This is a genomic window from Aurantiacibacter marinus, assembly GCF_001021555.1.
GTDB lineage: Bacteria > Pseudomonadota > Alphaproteobacteria > Sphingomonadales > Sphingomonadaceae > Alteraurantiacibacter > Alteraurantiacibacter marinus.
The window spans coordinates 1,159,826-1,176,775 of the sequence record NZ_LDCP01000001.1; the positions used below are offsets into that span (position 1 = coordinate 1,159,826).

Annotated in this window: 19 protein-coding genes; 6 read left to right on the top strand and 13 right to left on the bottom strand. The window is 59.3% G+C overall.

The features are described 5' to 3' along the window. Positions 1–6 precede the first annotated feature (6 nt). Entirely contained in the window at positions 7–978 is a 972-nt protein-coding gene (locus AB731_RS13625) for a hypothetical protein (RefSeq protein ID WP_052768815.1), read from the bottom strand. A 79-nt stretch (positions 979–1,057) separates the two neighbouring features. Further along, positions 1,058–1,663, bottom strand: a complete 606-nt coding sequence (locus AB731_RS05525) for a lysozyme (protein WP_047092988.1) — start codon at positions 1,661–1,663, stop codon at positions 1,058–1,060. Positions 1,664–1,801: 138 nt separating this feature from the next. Here AB731_RS05525 and AB731_RS05530 point away from each other — a divergent pair, with 138 nt between their 5' ends. Next, on the top strand, positions 1,802–2,008 hold the full coding sequence (locus AB731_RS05530) for a helix-turn-helix transcriptional regulator (protein ID WP_047092987.1): 207 nt from the start codon (positions 1,802–1,804) through the stop codon (positions 2,006–2,008). Beyond that, a complete protein-coding gene (locus tag AB731_RS05535) occupies positions 2,005–2,664 on the top strand; it encodes a hypothetical protein (RefSeq protein WP_047092095.1) in 660 nt (219 codons plus the stop codon). Before AB731_RS05530 ends, AB731_RS05535 begins: the two co-directional genes overlap by 4 nt. A 91-nt stretch (positions 2,665–2,755) precedes the next feature. Here the strand turns inward: AB731_RS05535 and glnA are convergent, their stop codons facing one another. From glnA to AB731_RS05560, 5 genes are all read right to left on the bottom strand, one after another. Continuing rightward, on the bottom strand, positions 2,756–4,165 hold the full coding sequence (glnA, locus tag AB731_RS05540) for a type I glutamate--ammonia ligase (RefSeq protein WP_047092094.1): 1,410 nt from the start codon (positions 4,163–4,165) through the stop codon (positions 2,756–2,758). Between the two features lie 65 nt (positions 4,166–4,230). Then, the gene (locus AB731_RS05545; protein ID WP_047092986.1) at positions 4,231–4,569 is read right to left on the bottom strand and encodes a P-II family nitrogen regulator; all 339 of its coding nucleotides are present in this window, start codon (positions 4,567–4,569) and stop codon (positions 4,231–4,233) included. 316 nt (positions 4,570–4,885) lie between these two features. Continuing rightward, entirely contained in the window at positions 4,886–5,815 is a 930-nt protein-coding gene (gene argC, locus AB731_RS05550) for an N-acetyl-gamma-glutamyl-phosphate reductase (RefSeq protein ID WP_047092093.1), read from the bottom strand. Beyond that, complete coding sequence (locus AB731_RS05555; RefSeq protein ID WP_231638854.1) at positions 5,815–6,186, bottom strand: hypothetical protein; 372 nt, start codon at positions 6,184–6,186, stop codon at positions 5,815–5,817. Before AB731_RS05555 ends, argC begins: the two co-directional genes overlap by 1 nt. Before the next feature lie 82 nt (positions 6,187–6,268). After that, entirely contained in the window at positions 6,269–7,651 is a 1,383-nt protein-coding gene (locus AB731_RS05560) for a leucyl aminopeptidase family protein (RefSeq protein ID WP_047092092.1), read from the bottom strand. 47 nt (positions 7,652–7,698) lie between these two features. Here AB731_RS05560 and AB731_RS05565 point away from each other — a divergent pair, with 47 nt between their 5' ends. The 3 genes from AB731_RS05565 (at position 7,699) to AB731_RS05575 (ending at position 9,883) form a co-directional block, all read left to right on the top strand. Then, entirely contained in the window at positions 7,699–8,535 is an 837-nt protein-coding gene (locus AB731_RS05565) for a DUF4163 domain-containing protein (RefSeq protein ID WP_084828049.1), read from the top strand. A 69-nt stretch (positions 8,536–8,604) separates the two neighbouring features. Beyond that, positions 8,605–9,432, top strand: a complete 828-nt coding sequence (gene map, locus AB731_RS05570) for a type I methionyl aminopeptidase (RefSeq protein WP_047092091.1) — start codon at positions 8,605–8,607, stop codon at positions 9,430–9,432. Positions 9,433–9,499: 67 nt separating this feature from the next. Then, complete coding sequence (locus AB731_RS05575; RefSeq protein WP_052768813.1) at positions 9,500–9,883, top strand: c-type cytochrome; 384 nt, start codon at positions 9,500–9,502, stop codon at positions 9,881–9,883. Positions 9,884–9,889: 6 nt separating this feature from the next. On the opposite strand, the gene AB731_RS05580 is transcribed toward AB731_RS05575, so the two are convergent. After that, on the bottom strand, positions 9,890–10,540 hold the full coding sequence (locus AB731_RS05580; protein WP_231638855.1) for a heme exporter protein CcmB: 651 nt from the start codon (positions 10,538–10,540) through the stop codon (positions 9,890–9,892). 8 nt (positions 10,541–10,548) lie between these two features. Continuing rightward, positions 10,549–11,133, bottom strand: a complete 585-nt coding sequence (gene ccmA / locus AB731_RS05585) for a heme ABC exporter ATP-binding protein CcmA (protein WP_047092982.1) — start codon at positions 11,131–11,133, stop codon at positions 10,549–10,551. A gap of 63 nt (positions 11,134–11,196) precedes the next feature. Between ccmA and AB731_RS05590 the strand changes: the two genes are divergently transcribed. Then, a complete protein-coding gene (locus AB731_RS05590; RefSeq protein WP_047092981.1) occupies positions 11,197–11,490 on the top strand; it encodes a 4a-hydroxytetrahydrobiopterin dehydratase in 294 nt (97 codons plus the stop codon). A 34-nt stretch (positions 11,491–11,524) separates the two neighbouring features. On the opposite strand, the gene AB731_RS05595 is transcribed toward AB731_RS05590, so the two are convergent. From AB731_RS05595 to AB731_RS05610, 4 genes are all read right to left on the bottom strand, one after another. Next, positions 11,525–12,349: an SDR family oxidoreductase gene (locus AB731_RS05595; protein ID WP_047092089.1), complete on the bottom strand. Its 825-nt coding sequence runs from the start codon at positions 12,347–12,349 to the stop codon at positions 11,525–11,527. 45 nt (positions 12,350–12,394) lie between these two features. Then, on the bottom strand, positions 12,395–13,210 hold the full coding sequence (locus AB731_RS05600; protein ID WP_047092088.1) for an SDR family oxidoreductase: 816 nt from the start codon (positions 13,208–13,210) through the stop codon (positions 12,395–12,397). Then, the gene (locus AB731_RS05605) at positions 13,210–15,183 is read right to left on the bottom strand and encodes a S9 family peptidase (protein WP_047092087.1); all 1,974 of its coding nucleotides are present in this window, start codon (positions 15,181–15,183) and stop codon (positions 13,210–13,212) included. Before AB731_RS05605 ends, AB731_RS05600 begins: the two co-directional genes overlap by 1 nt. Positions 15,184–15,281: 98 nt before the next feature. Then, positions 15,282–16,889, bottom strand: coding sequence for a hypothetical protein (locus AB731_RS05610; protein ID WP_156172336.1), 1,608 nt, complete (start codon positions 16,887–16,889; stop codon positions 15,282–15,284). Between the last annotated feature and the right edge of the window lie 61 nt (positions 16,890–16,950).

Here is a 16,950-nt window from a genome sequence, read left to right on the forward strand (position 1 = left end):
ATTCCCTCAAAGCAGCAGTTCGAAAGCAGCGGCAACCAGCCGCGTTTCCGGATCGATCCGGTAAACATAGCCATCATTGTAACGGTAATAGGCATCCGGTGTATCGCGATACCGCTCTCGCTGGCCGTAGGGCACATTGTAAACGTCGTAACCTTGCGGTGCGGCCTGACCGACCACGAATTCGTTCCCCGTCAGGAGCGCCGCGATAGAGGTGATCGCAGCAGTCTGCGGGTCTAAGCGGTATACTACGTTATCGGCGTACCGATAGTTGTCGCCAAGTCCATAAAAGCGCGATTCGTAATCCGGCACCCGGTTATTACCGTAGCCGCGCGGCCACGGATTGCCGATGGCCAATGCGCCGCCAAGCAGCGGAATGTAGCCCGAAACGCGGTTTCCATCGTAACGCAGCAGGACGCCATCATCGTAGAAAAAGTTGCCGCTCTGGTAAGGAAGGCCCCACCAGTTCGGAGCATTTCTGCCGAACCGGTTCGTCCTGTCACGCTGCCGCGCCTGTCCAGGCGGCAGGCAGCCATTGCGTTTGGCGGCAAGGCCGGGAGGGCACCCGTCTATGATGCCGGTTTCGCGATAGAAGATGCGATCAATCAATCCGTCATTACGATCGCGGTCTGCGCGATTGCGATCATTGCGATTGGAACCACCAGTTGCGTTGCCGCGAGCGCGATCTGGCTGGGCTTGGTTGCCACGACCGGTATTGCCGCGATCCGCGTTCCCGCCTCGATTGTCGGGGCGCTGATTACTTCCCTGGCCGCCGCGCTGGCCTTCGCCGCGATTGCGGTTCTGCGCATTCCCGTTTCCGGGACTGCCGCGATCTGCCTGCTGAGACGCGCCCCCGCGATTGCCATTCGCATTGCCAGCGCCATTGGCGTTGCCGTTGCCAGCGCCATTGCCGTTGCCTTGCGCAATCGCAGGGCTTGCAGCCAATGCGAGCGCGGATATTGCTGTGACCAGATACTTCATTTCTTTATCTCCGTTACAAGCCGCAACGGAGCGCGCGTGGTTCGAGTTCCACGAATACGATGAACCGAGTAAACATTCGTCACTTTCGGTACAGCGTACTTTCAGCGCAGCGTCTGCGAACAAGGCCTTTCATCACGCGCCCGCCGGCGTAGCACCAGCGATCGAATTCGCGCGCCGCCCCGGCAATGTCGCCTGCCTTATGCTTGCGCGTCAAAGTGGCTTTGCTGATGGCACCGGTATTGTAGTGAAAACTGACCATGGCATCGAACTGCGACTGGCTGGTCGGCGCGTCGCCCAAGGCGCGATCAACGTCATTCGCATAACGCACCAGATCCGCCTCCAGCCGCGCATCGCATTGTTCTTGCGACCACACGGTTCCCGGACCGATCCCTTTGCCAGTTGCTCCCCAACCGATGGTCCAGGGATCAGCGCCTGTGCCCGGATCGGGATATGCGGCGAACTGCCCGTCGCTGCGCCGTCTGGCACAGCCTTCAAATCGCTTGATGAGAGCAATGCCGTCTGGCCCGATCGAACGATGGTGCATCTCGCTTGCATCTCCGGAGCCACCGGTGACCGGATCCGCAATCCCGCGGTCAAGAACGCGATCGATTGCGTCCACCTCGTTCTGGCGAAACGGACGCCCGATGATGCGTCGGATGATATCGAAGAGTGGCTTGCGGTCCATGATTGCGGCCTTTCCTGCGCTGAATTGGATCACGGCGCTAGGGAGCAAGGCTCTGTGTAGGAAAGGCCTGTAAAGAGCTCTTGACTGACAAGAGGTCTTTACAGTAAAGAGCTCTTTACAGGTAGATTGGATGATTTGGTGAAGAACCGCTTGAAGGAATATCGCGAAAAGCATGGCTGGAGCCAGGGTGAACTTGCCCGGCGACTGGGTGTATCACGCCAGACGGTCAACGCGGTCGAGACAGATAAATATGATCCATCACTGCCCTTGGCACTGCGCATGTCGAAATTATTCGGCGTGAACGTGCCGGAGCTTTTTATTGACGATTGGGAGCCGCAGCCATGACCGACACAGAATTCGAAGCGACTGAAAAGAAGCGTAAGCTCAAGAAAACGCTGTTTGCGCTAATACTGGGAGGAGTGGCCGGTTTCTTAGGCGCTATGGGCCTTATGGAACTGATTGACACTGGCTTGCTGGGCGACTTGGGAGCATCGCGTGAAGTCGCCGCACTGGTTGCGCTTGTCTATCTGCTGACGGCAGGGGCTATCGGGATTGGCCTTGTCAATCCGAAGGCTGGTGCGCGGTTCTTGAATGTTGAGGATGCGGAGGAACTGGACGAGCAGCGCGGCATGCTCATGTTTTCAACCATCGGCATGGCCGTTGCGGGGCTTGCTTTGCTTATCGTCGCTTTGTCAGGACAGGGCGGGGTGATTGGCCCGGTGGTGGCGCTGGTGTCCTATGTCGTCTTGAGCGTTGTGGCCGTGTTTACCTCACTCAAGTCCATCAAATTCCAGGATGAGCTGATGCAGGCGGTCGGAAAAGAGGCGGGATCGACATCGTTCTACCTCGTTGTCCTTGTTGGCGGCACATGGGCGTTGTTGGCGCATCTCGGGTTTGTCACTGGTCCAGCACCGCTCGACTGGCTGACGATGTTCTGGGCGCTGATGCTGCTCGCCGCGTTCATTGTGACCGGCAGGCGCGGCATGTTGGCAATGCGTTGAAGGCCCAGTTCTGTACCGAAACAGCAAAAAGGGCCGCCCGGTTTCCCGAGCGGCCCCTCTTGGTGATCTGGTTGATCGTTAGCGCGGCAAATCAGGCGCTGTAGTAAAGATCATACTCAACTGCGGTCGGAGTCATTTCCACACGGTGCACTTCGTCCCACTTCAGTTCGATATAGGCATCGATCTGGTCCTTGGTGAACACACCGCCGGCCAGAAGGAATTCGTGATCGGCTTCGAGGGATTCGAGAGCTTCACGCAAGGAGCCGCAAACGGTTGGAACTTCGGCGAGCTCTGCCGGCGGCAGGTCGTAGAGGTTCTTGTCCATGGCTTCACCCGGGTGGATCTTGTTCTTGATCCCGTCAATGCCGGCCATCAGCAGCGCTGCACAGGACAGATACGGATTGGCGAGCGGATCGGGGAAGCGGAATTCAACGCGCTTGGCCTTTTCGCCTGCGCCGTACGGAATGCGGCACGAAGCGGAGCGGTTGCGCGCCGAGTAGGCGAGCAGCACAGGTGCTTCAAAGCCCGGTACCAGACGCTTGTAGCTGTTGGTGGTCGGGTTGGAGAAAGCGTTGATCGCCTTGGCGTGTTTGATGACGCCGCCGATGTAATACAGGCACTGTTCCGACAGGCCGGCATAACCATTGCCCGCAAATGTGTTCTTGCCGTCTTTCCAGATCGACATGTGGGTGTGCATTCCGGAACCGTTATCGTCCTTGATCGGCTTGGGCATGAAAGTCGCCGTCTTGCCGTAAGCATGGGCGACCTGGTGCACGACATACTTGTACACCTGGATACGGTCAGCGGTTTCCACCAGCGTGCCGAAGGTCATACCTAGTTCGTGCTGGGCAGCGGCCACTTCGTGGTGCTGCTTGTCCATCGGCAGGCCCATTTCCTTCATGGTCGTGACCATCTCGGCGCGGATATCCATGCAGCTGTCGACCGGTGCCACGGGGAAATAACCGCCCTTGGCACGCGGACGGTGGCCCATATTGCCGCCTTCGATTTCGGTGCCGGTGTTGGTCGGCAGTTCGATATCGTCGATCTGGTAGCCTGATCCGGCATAGCCATCTTCAAAGCGCACATCATCGAACATGAAAAACTCAGGTTCCGGCCCGACATAGATCGTGTCGCCAAGGCCACTGGACTTCACATATTCCTCGGCGCGCTTTGCGGTTGAGCGCGGGTCACGGCCATACAGGGAGCCATCGCTGGGTTCGACAATGTCGCACACGATGATCAACATCGGCGTGGCGCTGAACGGATCGATATAGGTCGCGTCCAGATCCGGCTTCAGGATCATGTCGCTTTCATTGATGACTTTCCAGCCTTCGATGGAAGAACCATCGAACATCAGGCCTTCTTCAAGCGCGTCTTCATCGATGACGTCGGCGCACATGGAAAGATGCTGCCACTTGCCCTTGGGATCAGTGAAACGCACATCAACCCATTCAATTTCTTCATCCTTGATGAGCTTTACGATGTCTTTTGCACTGGCCATTGTTGTCGTTCCTTCTGGGATAGAATTGTTGTGATGTTGGATAAGTTTGTGTCGGGCTGGCGGCTTTAAAGCGCGTCCTCATCCCGTTCGCCGGTGCGAATGCGGATTGCCGTTCCGATATCGGATACGAAGATTTTGCCGTCGCCGATGCGCCCGGTCTGGGCGGCCCCGGCAATAGCTTCGACGACCTGGTCTGCCATGGCATCGGGTACGATGATTTCCAATTTCACCTTGGGCAGGAAATCGACCACATATTCGGCACCGCGATACAGTTCCGTGTGGCCCTTCTGCCGGCCAAAGCCCTTGGCTTCGGTTACCGTGATTCCGGAAATACCCACTTCGTGCAGCGCGTCTTTCACTTCGTCCAATTTGAATGGCTTGATGATGGCTTCGATTTTTTTCACGTTATTGTTACCGTCCCTATCAGCATCTCCGCGCCCCACACGGTCAACGCGCAAACACGCCATCCGGTCCGCATCGTTCTGAAACCGATGTCTGCGGCTGGATCACCTGCCACAGGGAGTTTCAAGAATCATGCCAGAGCGTGACAACGAGGCGTAGACAATCACACGCCTATGCGAAAGGGCGGATTCGCAACATTATCAGCGCTGACCGGGTGTTTCGCAGAACAATCGTGCGCACGGCAGCATTTGCGCTGAAACGTGCATGGTGAAAATGCAGGCAAGCGTGCCCAATTGCTGGGCACGCGAGCCGCGTTTGTCAGACCCGCAGGCCTGCCAGTTCGTTACAACCAGCCATGAGGTTGAGTGATTGCACAGCGGCCCCGCTGGCGCCTTTGCCAAGGTTATCCAGCCGCGCGACAAGCCTCGCAGTCTTGCCTTCCGGGTCGCTGAATACCCATAGGTCGAGCCGGTCCGACGGCTCTGCATCGGTGCGCAACAGCAGTTCCGACGGCTGTTCATTGTCATGGACGGTGATCAAGGCGGATTCGGCAAAGTAGCGCTTCAGTTCGGCGCGCAGCTTGTCCGGCTTCGCAGCGGAGCGCATCGCAGATATTGCGAGCGGCACTTCCACCAGCATCCCGCGGAATGCAGGAACGACGGCTGGCGAAAATACAGGCGAATGTTCCAGCCCTGCCTTGCGCTGCATTTCTTCCAGGTGCTTGTGGTCAAGCGTCATGCCGTAAGCGCGGTAGGCGATGTCAGGCTCTTCCACGAAACGCTGGATCATGGATTTTCCGCCGCCGGAATATCCCGATACGGCATTGACCGTATACGGCCAGTCGCGCGGCAACAGGCGGGCCCGCACCAGTGGAGCGATCAGGGCAAGAAAACCGGTCGGATAGCATCCCGGATTGGCGACCCTCGCAGCGCCTGCAATCACACTGGGCCCGACAAGTTCGGGAAAACCATATATCCAGCCGGCCGCATTTCTGTGTGCCGTGGATGCGTCGATCACGCGGGTCCCTGAACTTTCGTCAAGCAGGGCAACCGCTTCGCGGGCGGCGTCGTCCGGCAGGCACAGTATCGCGAAATCGGCATAGTTGAGTGCGGAGCGGCGGCATTCGGTATCCTTGCGCTCTGCGTCACTCAGCCGGACAAGTTCGAAATCGGCATGGCCTTCCAACCGGTCTACGATTTCCAGCCCGGTTGTGCCTTCGGCACCGTCAATAAATACCGTATGCGCCATCAGGCCAGTCTCTCAAGACGGTCTGCCCGAATGTATCCCACCGGCCCTTCGACCGACAAGCAACCCCAGACCCATTTGCCTGCCTCGTCCAGCACTTCGAAACTGTCACCTTCCATCAACACGCACAATTCCTCTGCATCGTCCTGCGGGTCGGTAAGCAAGGATGCGCCGCCGGGCATCACTGTGCGCGGCTGCGGCACGGCATAGTGGGGCACGAAATGCTTTCCGGCCAGAGCGATATGGGCCAAGTCACCTCGGATCGGATCCTTCCGCGGATCAGGGCGTGCGATGGCACCGGCCAAAACGTATGGACCTTGCACCTGGCTGGCGCCGGTTGGCCTATCGCCATTGGAAGTATCAGCTTGGCTCAATCAGCCACCCTCTTGGAAATTGCTTTGTCCATTCGTGAAGCTGCGCGCTTAGACGCACCGCTCTCACCCGGCAAGTGTGGCATCAGCCATACCGACCGCGCAACATGTGGAATGCCGCGCGCAGGCCCAGCGCTCCGCCGCCTTTCGGCCGACCAGGTTTTGCAAAAGGGCGCCATGCGAACGTGTCGAAATGCGCCCAGTCGATGTCCTCGCCCACAAATCTGTCGAGGAAAGATGCAGCCACACTGGCGCCGGCAAAGGAATTGCCATGCGCGTTGTTGAGATCGGCAAGGTCGGATTTCAGCCATTCGGCATATGCATCATGGATCGGCAGACGCCAGGGCTCGTCATCATGCGCGCGGCCCGCGGCAATCAGCTGGTCTGCGGTTTGATCGCGGCGTGTGAACAGGGCAGGCAGATCGGGACCCACAGCGACCCGGGCCGCGCCTGTCAGTGTCGCGAAATCAATGATCAGCTCAGGATCGCTTTCGCTTGCCAAAGTCAGGGCATCTCCCAGAATCAGGCGGCCTTCGGCATCGGTATTGCCGATTTCCACGGTCAGGCCCTTGCGGCTGTTCAATATGTCTCCGGGCCGGAAAGCATTGCCCGAGATGGCGTTTTCGACCGTGGGCACCAGGCAGTGCAAATATACCTTTAGGCCAGCCTTCATAATCAATTCGGCCAGCGCGAGCGCGTGGGCAGCGCCGCCCATGTCTTTTTTCATCAGCTTCATTCCGGCAGCTGATTTCACATCCAAACCGCCGGAATCAAAGCTCACACCTTTGCCCACAATGGCCACGCGCGGGTGATCCGCACTGCCCCATGTAAAATGGACCAGACGGGGCGCATGTTTGCGGTCTGCCGCCCGGCCTACGGCATGTATCATCGGGTATCCGGTTTCCAGCGAGTCACCGCGGATCACGTTAAGATCGGCATTGTGCGCCTTTGCCATGCGCTCTGCTTCCGCTTCGATTGCGGCTGGGCCCATGTCTTCGGCTGGCGTATTGACCATGTCGGCTACTAGCCCGGTGGCGACCGCTTCCGCGATTGCCAGATCGATCTTCGCTACATCTTCTGTAAGCAGAACGCGCGGCCCTTCGGCCTCCTCGTCCTTCTTGTATCGTTCGAATGTGTATTGTGCTGTTTGCCAGCCGTGCATGGCCGGACCGGGCTGTCGGCCATGCAAGCGGTATGTTCCTTCCGGGAGCGTCTCGGCAAGCCTGGCGAGGCACCAGCTTGAAAGCTCTGCCGGATCGGCAACGCCGCCAACGGCAAACCAGCTTTCTCCATCAGGTACGATCCCTGTCTGGTATCCGCCGCCGGCAAATTTCTGCGCCGAAAGGGCTGCGCGCTGCGGTCCGCTCAGCGCTTTCGCAAAGCTCTCGAACGTATCTTTGTTGACAAGGTGGATCGCAATAGCGTCTTGCCCGCGATCCGGGCGTATCAGGTTGTCTGCAATACTCATGGAATATCGCTTGCCGTTTTCGCCCGCGTTTGAAAAGCTGGGAATTGATGTTGCGACGAATCATTTTGGTTTTGGCACCGCTGCTCGCCTTGTCGGGCTGTAATGTACCCTCTGGTGGCGACGAACCCGTTCCCCCAGCTACGCCAGACGTGCCTGTGACGGATTTGCCGGTTCCGGATGCCAGCGAAACTGCAAAAGGCGAAGCGACTGGCGGTGCACGCGATGTATCGACCGAAACGGACAGTTTCCTGTTCGAATATTCCTATCCGCAACAGGCCGGAGAGCTTCCGGCCCTTGCTGCCTGGCTCGACCAGCGGATGGAAAGACGGCGGCAGGCCATTGAACGGGACGCGGCGCGGGGACGGGCAGAGGCACGCGAAAATGGATTTCCGTTCAACATGTATTCCAGCGGCACTTCGTGGGAAGTTGTCGCAGACCTGCCAGGCTGGCTCAGTCTCTCTGCCGCGCTCGACAGTTATCGCGGCGGCGCACATCCCAATTACGGTTTTGATACCATCGTTTGGGATAAGGAAGGCGATCGCCCGCTTGAACCGGTTGCCTTCTTCACCTCGGCGGAAGCATTGGACAATGCACTCGGAGAACGATTGTGCGAAGCGCTGAATGCCGAACGTGAGAAGCGCAGAGGGGCACCGGTAGAGGCCGGCTCGACGGACATTTTCGATGCCTGCATCAAGCCGGATGAAACAAACCTGCTGCTCGGTTCCAGCAACGGGCGGACTTTCAACCGGATCGGCATCCAGATCGCGCCTTATCTTGCCGGTCCGTATGCCGAAGGCTCGTACGAATTCACGTTTAACATGGATGAAGATCTGCTTGCCATTGTTCGACCAGAGTACCGCGAAGCCTTTAGCGTGCGGAACTGAAACGGGCGCCAAAAGGGCGGACCTTCAACTGTCTCGCAATTTGGCGCGCCAGTCGCTACATACACCGGCATGACGCAATATCAGCACGTAACCGCCGACACCTCTGTCTACCGCGACGGGACCATCAAACTTCACGGGCCGGAAGGCTTTGAAGGCATGCGCAAGGCTGGCCAGCTGGCCGCGCGCATTCTGGACGAGATGGCAGCGCGGGTGCAGCCCGGTGTGACCACGGAAGAACTTGACCGCGTGGTGCGCGAAATGACGCTGGACGGCGGCGCAGTTCCTGCGACGCTTGGCTATCGCGGCTATACCCACAGCTGCTGCATTTCCATCAATCACGTCGTCTGTCACGGCATCCCCAGCGACAAACGTTTGAAAGACGGCGATATCGTCAATATCGATGTAACCCCGCTGCTGGATGGATGGCACGGTGATACCAGCCGGATGTTCCTTGTCGGCGATGTGCCGCTGAAGGCGAAAAAGCTGGTGGACGTAACTTATGAATGCCTGATGGCAGGCATAACCCAGGTTCGGCCCGGCGCGCGGCTGGGCGATATTGGTGCAGCTATCCAGAAAATTGCCGAGAGCCGCCGGTACGGTGTCGTCCGCGATTTTTGCGGGCACGGGCTGGGGCGTCTGTTCCATGATGCGCCCGAAGTCGTCCATGCGGCGCGAGCTGGCACCGGTCCGGAACTGAAGGCCGGCATGTTCATGACCATTGAACCGATGATCAATCTGGGCCGCGCCCATGTCAAATTGCTCAATGACGGCTGGACTGCGGTAACGCGGGACAAGTCGTTATCGGCACAGTTTGAACATTCTATCGGCATCACAGAAGACGGTGCAGAGCTTTTCACCAAATCGCCAACCGGTTTGGACAAGCCGCCCTATATTTGATCTGGCGCAAAGATTGTCTGTCATTTGGGCCTAAGTGTTGGTGAAATCACACAAGAAGGTTCGGACTATGGAAATCAAAACCACCTTTGTCATCGCCGCTGTCATAGCCGCAGCGTCGCTGCTTGGCGCTTGCCAGTATGCCGAAACACCCGAACCCGTAACTGCCGCCCCTGTCGCAGAACAGCACCGGGAGGCTCACGCATTGGCGCAGGCCGCTTGCGCGGGGTGCCACTCTGTCGAAGCCTATGGCTTGTCGCCCAATTCTGCCGCACCGGAATGGCCGGTTATTGCCAATACTCCCGGCCTGACGCGTGAAACGCTGACCTTCTGGCTTACCGAGGCGCATAATTATCCCGAGCAGATGGATTTTTATCTGGACGAAGATGAAGTTGAGCAGCTTGTCGATTACATGCTGACGTTACGGCGGGACGATTATCACCCGCCATACTGAGAAGGTTTAACCCTCTCGGGCAGCCCTGATCGCGGCGCCGCCCGCAAAAGGCGCAATGGCGACCAGAACCAGACTGATTGCCGCCGTCAGCGCAAGCCCGCTTTCACCGCCGGTCGATAGGGAGCCGGCGCCAAAGATGAGCAACGGAACCGCGAGCGGTACCATAAGCAGGCCGGAAAGCGCCGCTCCGCCGCCTTTAAGCCCTACTGTCACAGCGGCAATGATTATGCCGATGGCAGCCAATCCGGGGGTTCCCGCCAGCAAGCCCAGCAGCACTACGTGCAGTGTTGGCCCATCGATCCCGACCAGTGCACTTGCAGGGAATGCTGCGGCGATAATGAAGGGGCCAAAGCTGAGCCAATGGGCCAGCAACCGCACAGCGACCACCACCTCTTCCGCAATGCCGCGCAAAGCCCATTGATCGAAAAAACCGCTTTCCACATCCGGCGCAAGCAACCGGTCGAGCGGAAGGATCGCAGCCAGCAGTGCGGCCACCCAGATCACGCCGCCGCCGGTTGCGGCCAGCAATTCCGGCTCCGGTCCCACAGCAAAAGGATATAGCATCGACACGGCGAGAAAAAATAACAGCGGTAAAAGCGAGTTGCCGCGCGAGGAACCGGGAAGCAGCGCCCCAAGATCGCGCCGGAGCAGAGCCATCAAAGCTTTCATGCGGTGAAATTCGGCAGATGCAGTGTTTTCTGGCCGGGCAGGGCAATTGGCTGGTGGCTGGCGACAACAGCAATTCCCCCGCCGCCGCAATGCAGTGCCAGCAAGGCCTCTACCGCGCCGCGCGCCTGATCGTCCAATCCGTTCAGCGGCTCATCCAGCAGCCACACTTGCCGCCCGCTGTTCAGCAGACGGGCCAGGCCTGCGCGTTTGCGCTGGCCAGTGGAAAGAAAGCGCACGGGGACTTCGAGCAATCCTTGAAGCTGCAATGTTGCAAGAGCGGCATCCGGCACGCCGCAGCCATCCAGTTTTTGCCAGAAGTCCAGTGCGCTGCCCAGCGGCAGGTGTTCGTCCAGCGCAAGCCGTTCATCAATGAGCGCCATGGAACCTGCGCGTTCTACATCCCCCGCGAAAGGTCGCATCAATCCGGCAAGAATCCGGATGAGGCTGGATTTTCCTGTGCCGTTGGGGCCAGTGACCTGCAATGCCTCGCCGGCTTCCAGCGCCAGGGAAAGGCCGCTAAACAGCACGCGGTCGCCGCGCCTGCAGGCAAGTTCAGTCGCGGCTAATCGGCACGGTTCCATCGCATTCTGCGTTAGGGCAATGTAGGCGCAGCGCGCAAGCATTCGAAATTGGGGAATTACATGATGGCAGTTGAAGGTCTGACGCGCAGCGACGCTGAAGAGGAGCTCGGGACGCTAAACGGCTGGGCGTTTACACGCGGGGGCGATGCCATTGGCCGCACATTTCAATTCGACGATTTCAGCGAAGCGTTTGCGTTCATGGCGCGAGTGGCGCTGCTGGCCGAAAAAATGGATCACCATCCCGAATGGTCCAACGTATACAACAAGGTAGATATTGAGCTGACCACCCATGATGCGGGCGGGCTTTCGCTGCTCGACATGAAAATGGCCCGCGCGATCGAGGAACTGTTGGCGTAATCCGCATGGCTGGCACCGCTTTGGCCGCCCGCCGCTAATCGCTCGCAGGCCGGCCCTCGCTACGTTCATGCGCGCTGGCCAAGGTCCGCGCACGCTGGCGCAGCTTGCCGGGGAACAGCTTGGCGATCAGGTTCATCTTTTTCGCCGTCTTGCCAACAAGGATGTGCACCTTGTCACCGTGCACCGCGTTCCATGCTTCCTGCGCGACCACTTCGACCGGCGTGAATTCCAGGCCAGCCTTGATCACAGCTTCGCGAATAGGCGTATTGCGGCTGCGGTTAGGCGGATTTTGGAGCAGCGGTGTGTCGATAAAGCTTGGCATGAGCGAGCGGACCTTGATGCCGAGCGGCGCCCATTCGGCATCGAGGCTTTCGGTCATCGACTTAACGCCAGCCTTGGTCGCGCCGTAAACGCTTTGATTGGCCATCCCGTAGATCGCTGCCGCGCTGGCGGTGTTGAGCAGGCAAGACCCCGGCGCTGCGGCCTTGAGGTAGGGGAAGGCGGCCTTCGCACCGTAAAACACTGCGCGCAGGTTTACATCCAGCAACAGGTCAAGCTCCTCATGCGTCACTTCGCTCAGCGGTCCGCCTGAGGGCAGGCCGGCGTTGTTGGCCAGCACATCCAGCCTGCCGCCGGTATGCTGCGTGAAGGCAGACAGGTCTGCGGCCCATGCCTCGCGGTCGGTGACGTCGAACTTGTAAGTGCGGCACTGGCCTTCGGGCAGCAGTGCGCTGGTTTCATCCATTCCTGCCTGATTGCGGTCGGCAATACCGACCAGCCAGCCCTCCGCCGCAAAATGCTGCGCCATGGCGCGCCCGATGCCCGATCCGCCGCCGGTGATGAAAATGCTCTTCTGCATGGATGTATCCTCTCCGTGCCCGTATCCGGGTGAGGGGAGACCCCGTCAACCCATCAGCTTCGCGCCCTTTTCGGCCAGCTTGCGCGATTTGCCACGCACGTAGGACGGCATCCAGCGGGCAGCGCGGGCGACCATCTTGGCGGTCTTGCCCACGGGATTATGCAGATCGCCGCCTTGGACTGCGCGCCAGAATGTTTCTGCGACTTCCTCCACCGGAGTGAATTCCAGCCCGGCACGCTGCACACTTTCACGGATGGGCGTATTGCTTTTGGCGTGGCTGGACCCGGCAAGAAGCGGGGTGTCGATATAGCTGGGCATCACATCGGTTACCCTGATACCGTCGGCGGCCCACTCGATATCGAGGCTTTCGGTAAGCGCCCGCACGCCGAATTTGCTGGCGCAGTAGATGGTCATGCCGCCTTGGCCGTACAGGCCGGCAGCGCTGCATGTGTTGACGAGGCATGACCCCGGCGCAGCAGCCTTCAGATATGGATAGGCCGCGCGTGCGCCATAGATCACGCCGCTGAGATTAATAGCCAGCGTACGGTCGATTTCCTCGGTAGAAAGCGCATCCAGTCGGCCACCCAAAGCAACACCGGCGTTGTTGGCCAAGGCATCGATCCGGCCGCCGCAAGCCTCGTTGAAATCGGACAACGCCGTTTCCCATTCCTGCGGATCGCGCACGTCCAATTTGTGCGCTGACCATGTGCCGTCCGGCAGTAATGCGCCCGTTTCAGCCATGCCCGCTTCGTCCACGTCGGCGAGGCCGACGAACCAGCCGCCACGCGAAAAGCGCTGTGCCACGGCGCGCCCGATGCCGCTGCCACCGCCGGTGATAAATATGCTTTGGTAATCGTCCATCAGTTCAGTCCCTTCACATGCTCTCGCCCGGTGCGGATTTCCGCAGTTGAGGCGTCCAGCACTTCGCCCACCGGCTCTGCGCGCCCGCCGAGAACTTCGGCAAGGAAATTCTCTGCAATCGCGTTGAAGGCAATGTTGTTTTCGGGCCGCGCGAAGCCATGGCCTTCGTCGGGGAACAGTACATAGGTAACGGGCACCTGCTCTTGCTCCATCGCTTCCACGATCTGATCGCTTTCGGCCTGCTTCACGCGCGGATCATTCGCGCCCTGGCCAATCAGCAGCGGCTTGGTAATTTCATGCGCCTTGTACAGCGGGCTGATGTCTTTCAGGAATTGCAGGCCTTCGGGCGTGGTCGGGTCGCCCATGCGTTCATGGAACTGCTTTACCATCGGTTCCCAATAGGGCGGGATCGTTTCCAGCAGCGTTTCGAGGTTGGACGGGCCGACGATGTCAACTCCGCAGGCGAACACTTCCGGCGTGAATGTCAGTCCGACCAGCGTGGCATAACCGCCGTAGGAGCCGCCCATGATCGCGATCTTGTCCTTCTCCGCAATGCCCTGATCGACGGCCCAGTTCACCGCATCAATCAGATCATCATGCATCTTGCCCGACCACTCCTTGTCACCGGCGCTGATGAAGCTTTTGCCAAAGCCGGTCGAGCCGCGGAAGTTGACGCTCAGCACGCCGTAGCCGCGATTGGCGAGCCATTGGTGCGTACGATTGAAACCGTATCCATCGCGCGCCCAGGGGCCGCCGTGGACCAGCAGGACCATCGGCACCGGCGCATCGGGCACGCCTGCCGCATCCGGATCAGATTGCGGGGGCAGGGTGAGATAGCTGGGGAGGGTCAGGCCATCACGCGCCTTGATTTCAAGCGCGTGCATCGGTTGGAGCGGAGCGCCTTCCAGCTCCGGCTTGGTCACATAGAATTGCCGCAGGCTCATCGCGTCGCGGTCGAACAGATAGGCTGCAATCGGTCCGGTCAGCGGATCGTTCCACACCAGCCAGCGGCGATCGTCATCAGTGCGCGACTGCACGCCGAAATCACCTTCCAGCCGTTCGCGCAGCCAAGCCAGAGCATCGCCGATATCCTTGTCGAGCGGGTGGTCCTCCCTGCGCAGATAGGTTGCGCTCCACGCCTGTACTACGCCGGTCTTGGCATGGCGCATGGTGCCGCCGATATCGGCCTTGTCATGCTGCGCAATCAAGGTGCGATCACCCGTCGCGGTATCTTCGGCAAACAGGGCAGCGGTGTCGCGGCCCCGGCTGTCGAGCCAGTACAGGATCGATCCATCGGTCGTGTAGCCTGCCATGGCAGTGGTCAGCGCATCGTCCAGCCCGGTCACTTCGCGAGGGGTTTCAGCCACCACGCCATCGGTGATTTCGTGCATGTCGGTGCCGCCAGCGGCATTCTGCCGCACGGCCCAGCGCAGGGTCAGGCTGTCATCCGCCTCGAACCCGGCCCAATCGTTGTTCTCGAACACCAGCGTCAACTCGCCGGTATTCAGATCCAGCATGTGGACATCATGGAAGCGCGCATCGCGGTTGTTGATGCCGACCAGCAGCTTGTCTTTGTGCGTTTCGGACCCGCCGACAATCTGGACGCGCGTATCATCGAACGGCGTCAGGCAGGTTTCCGCCTTCGCTTCCAAATCGACCTGATACAGCAGGTAATTTTCATCACCTTCCTTATCGCGGATATACAGCAGGCTCTGGCTGTCGGGTGCCCAGAAATATTGCGGGATCGGGCGATCCTTGGCGCTGGTCATCCGGCGCACATTTGTCTCGTCATCTGCCGGGGCCATGAAGACATTCATCACGCCTTCCCAAGCCGCCATCCAGCTGACCCACTTGCCATCCGGGCTGATTTTTCCTCCCGCGCGGGCCGGATTTCCGAACAGATGATCGCGCGGGATCAGCGGCGTGTCGGAAATGCGCGTGGCGGCTGTAGTGGCGGAGGCGGTATCGGTCATGGAAACTCCCAAATGTCAGGTGTGGGAGTTAGGGACCGGATAGGAAAAAGCAATGAAGGCGGGTGGCGGGGCCGGGCAACTTCGGCTTTGTTGCGCTGTTAAGGCGCAAACTTTCCCTCACCGCGCCAATCGGACAATTTATCCCAGATCCTCCCGCCGCGCTGCGCAGGCAGGGTGATATTGCCCACGGCTTCAGCGCCTAGCCGATCTTGCAGTTGCTGTAGGTAGAGGCTGCGCACGGCGACGTGGCCGCCCATGTCCTGCATGATGCCATCGGGCTCATCCGGCGAAAAGCTACCGCGAATGCGCGTGCCGACAATTCCTGCTGCCCAATTCATGGCAAACGGCGGAGTTTGCAGAACGTACTCGTCCAATGCGCTGTTCCACAACATTTGCTGTGCCCCTGCCCAGCCATGACCTCCACCGGAATTGGCGCGGTTCTGCACGCGCAGCAAATTGTCGCTGACATTGTCATACAGAGTGCCGGTGGCCCACCGGTGATGGGGGCCGCTATCATTTGTGCTGTTTTCTGCAAGGCAATCCAGGAACACGTTCGGGCCAGTCGTGCGGGATCCTGAGGTGAAGCTGTGGCGACCTTCGCGGCTGTAACACCGTTGAAAGAAATTCTGCCCGGCATCATTGAAATCGAAAGCGTAGTGCTGGCCGCCAACAACTTCGAAATCCGGATCGATGAAGGCCACATCCTGCATCGTATTGAAGCGTGACCCGTCGTAGATATTGAAGCCCCGCGAAAAGAACCGCGACGTGACATCACGGACCCAGCTGTTTTCCACTTCCCTGAACGCGACGGCGAAGAAAGCGCGGTCATCCCGCGTGACATCGTCATAATCCAGAGTTTGCAGGCGCAAGTTCTCGATACCGACCTGTTGCAGGCGAGCAGACGTTTCGGTTTTGTAGACATAGCCGCCGCCAAAACCCGCCTCTATCGTGTCTGTCACAGGAGCATCGAAGGTGATCCAGTTGCCAGAGACTGAAGTGACTGTGCGCTCCATGGCAAGAGTATATGTTTCGGCGTCCCAGCCGAATTGAGCCATGTCGACACCGTTCGCGCCGATCCAGTTATTATTGGGCGTGCGGACGATCGCAATGGCATCGCCGGGCCGGTAATCGGACGCGTCGGCAACTTTGACTGCAATAGTTCCGACGGGAACATAGTCTTGAACGATTGCGGTTCGCGCGCCTTCGGCGGCCATGTCGGGCAAGGCACCGCCGCCAGAACCCTGAACGGAGATGAGGGTGCTTTGCGGCACGGAAGTTGTCGCGATCAGAACGGTTCCGCCCAAACCCTGTCCTTCGCCGCGCAAGATCACGCCGCTTGCGGTGAATTCCAGAGGCGCGCTGATTTCGTATTCGCCTGCACGCAGCAACACTGCGCCGCGAATGCCGCGGCTATCTTTTGGCATATCGGCTACGGAATCGATCGCAGCCTGGATTGCTGTGTGATTGTCACCTGCGACTGGCGTGAGCGTTCGCTTCACCTCGATGCTGGCATAGCTTGGCAAAGCCACTCCGCCGCCGCCGTACCCGGCATAGGAAAAATCGGGCAACATATGGTCAGCGTTGGTTTGCCGATGATTGGCGTAGAGCGCATATTGCAACTTGCCGGTCCCGGCGTTCAAGCTTGCCAGTGGAGCATTCGCTCTGGTGTCGATCATCCTCCCGTAAGCGAAAACGGTTTGGTCCATTTGGGCGACCGCAGGCGCGGCGGTCGTGATCGGGACAGTCGTATGTGTTTGCCCTGACGGG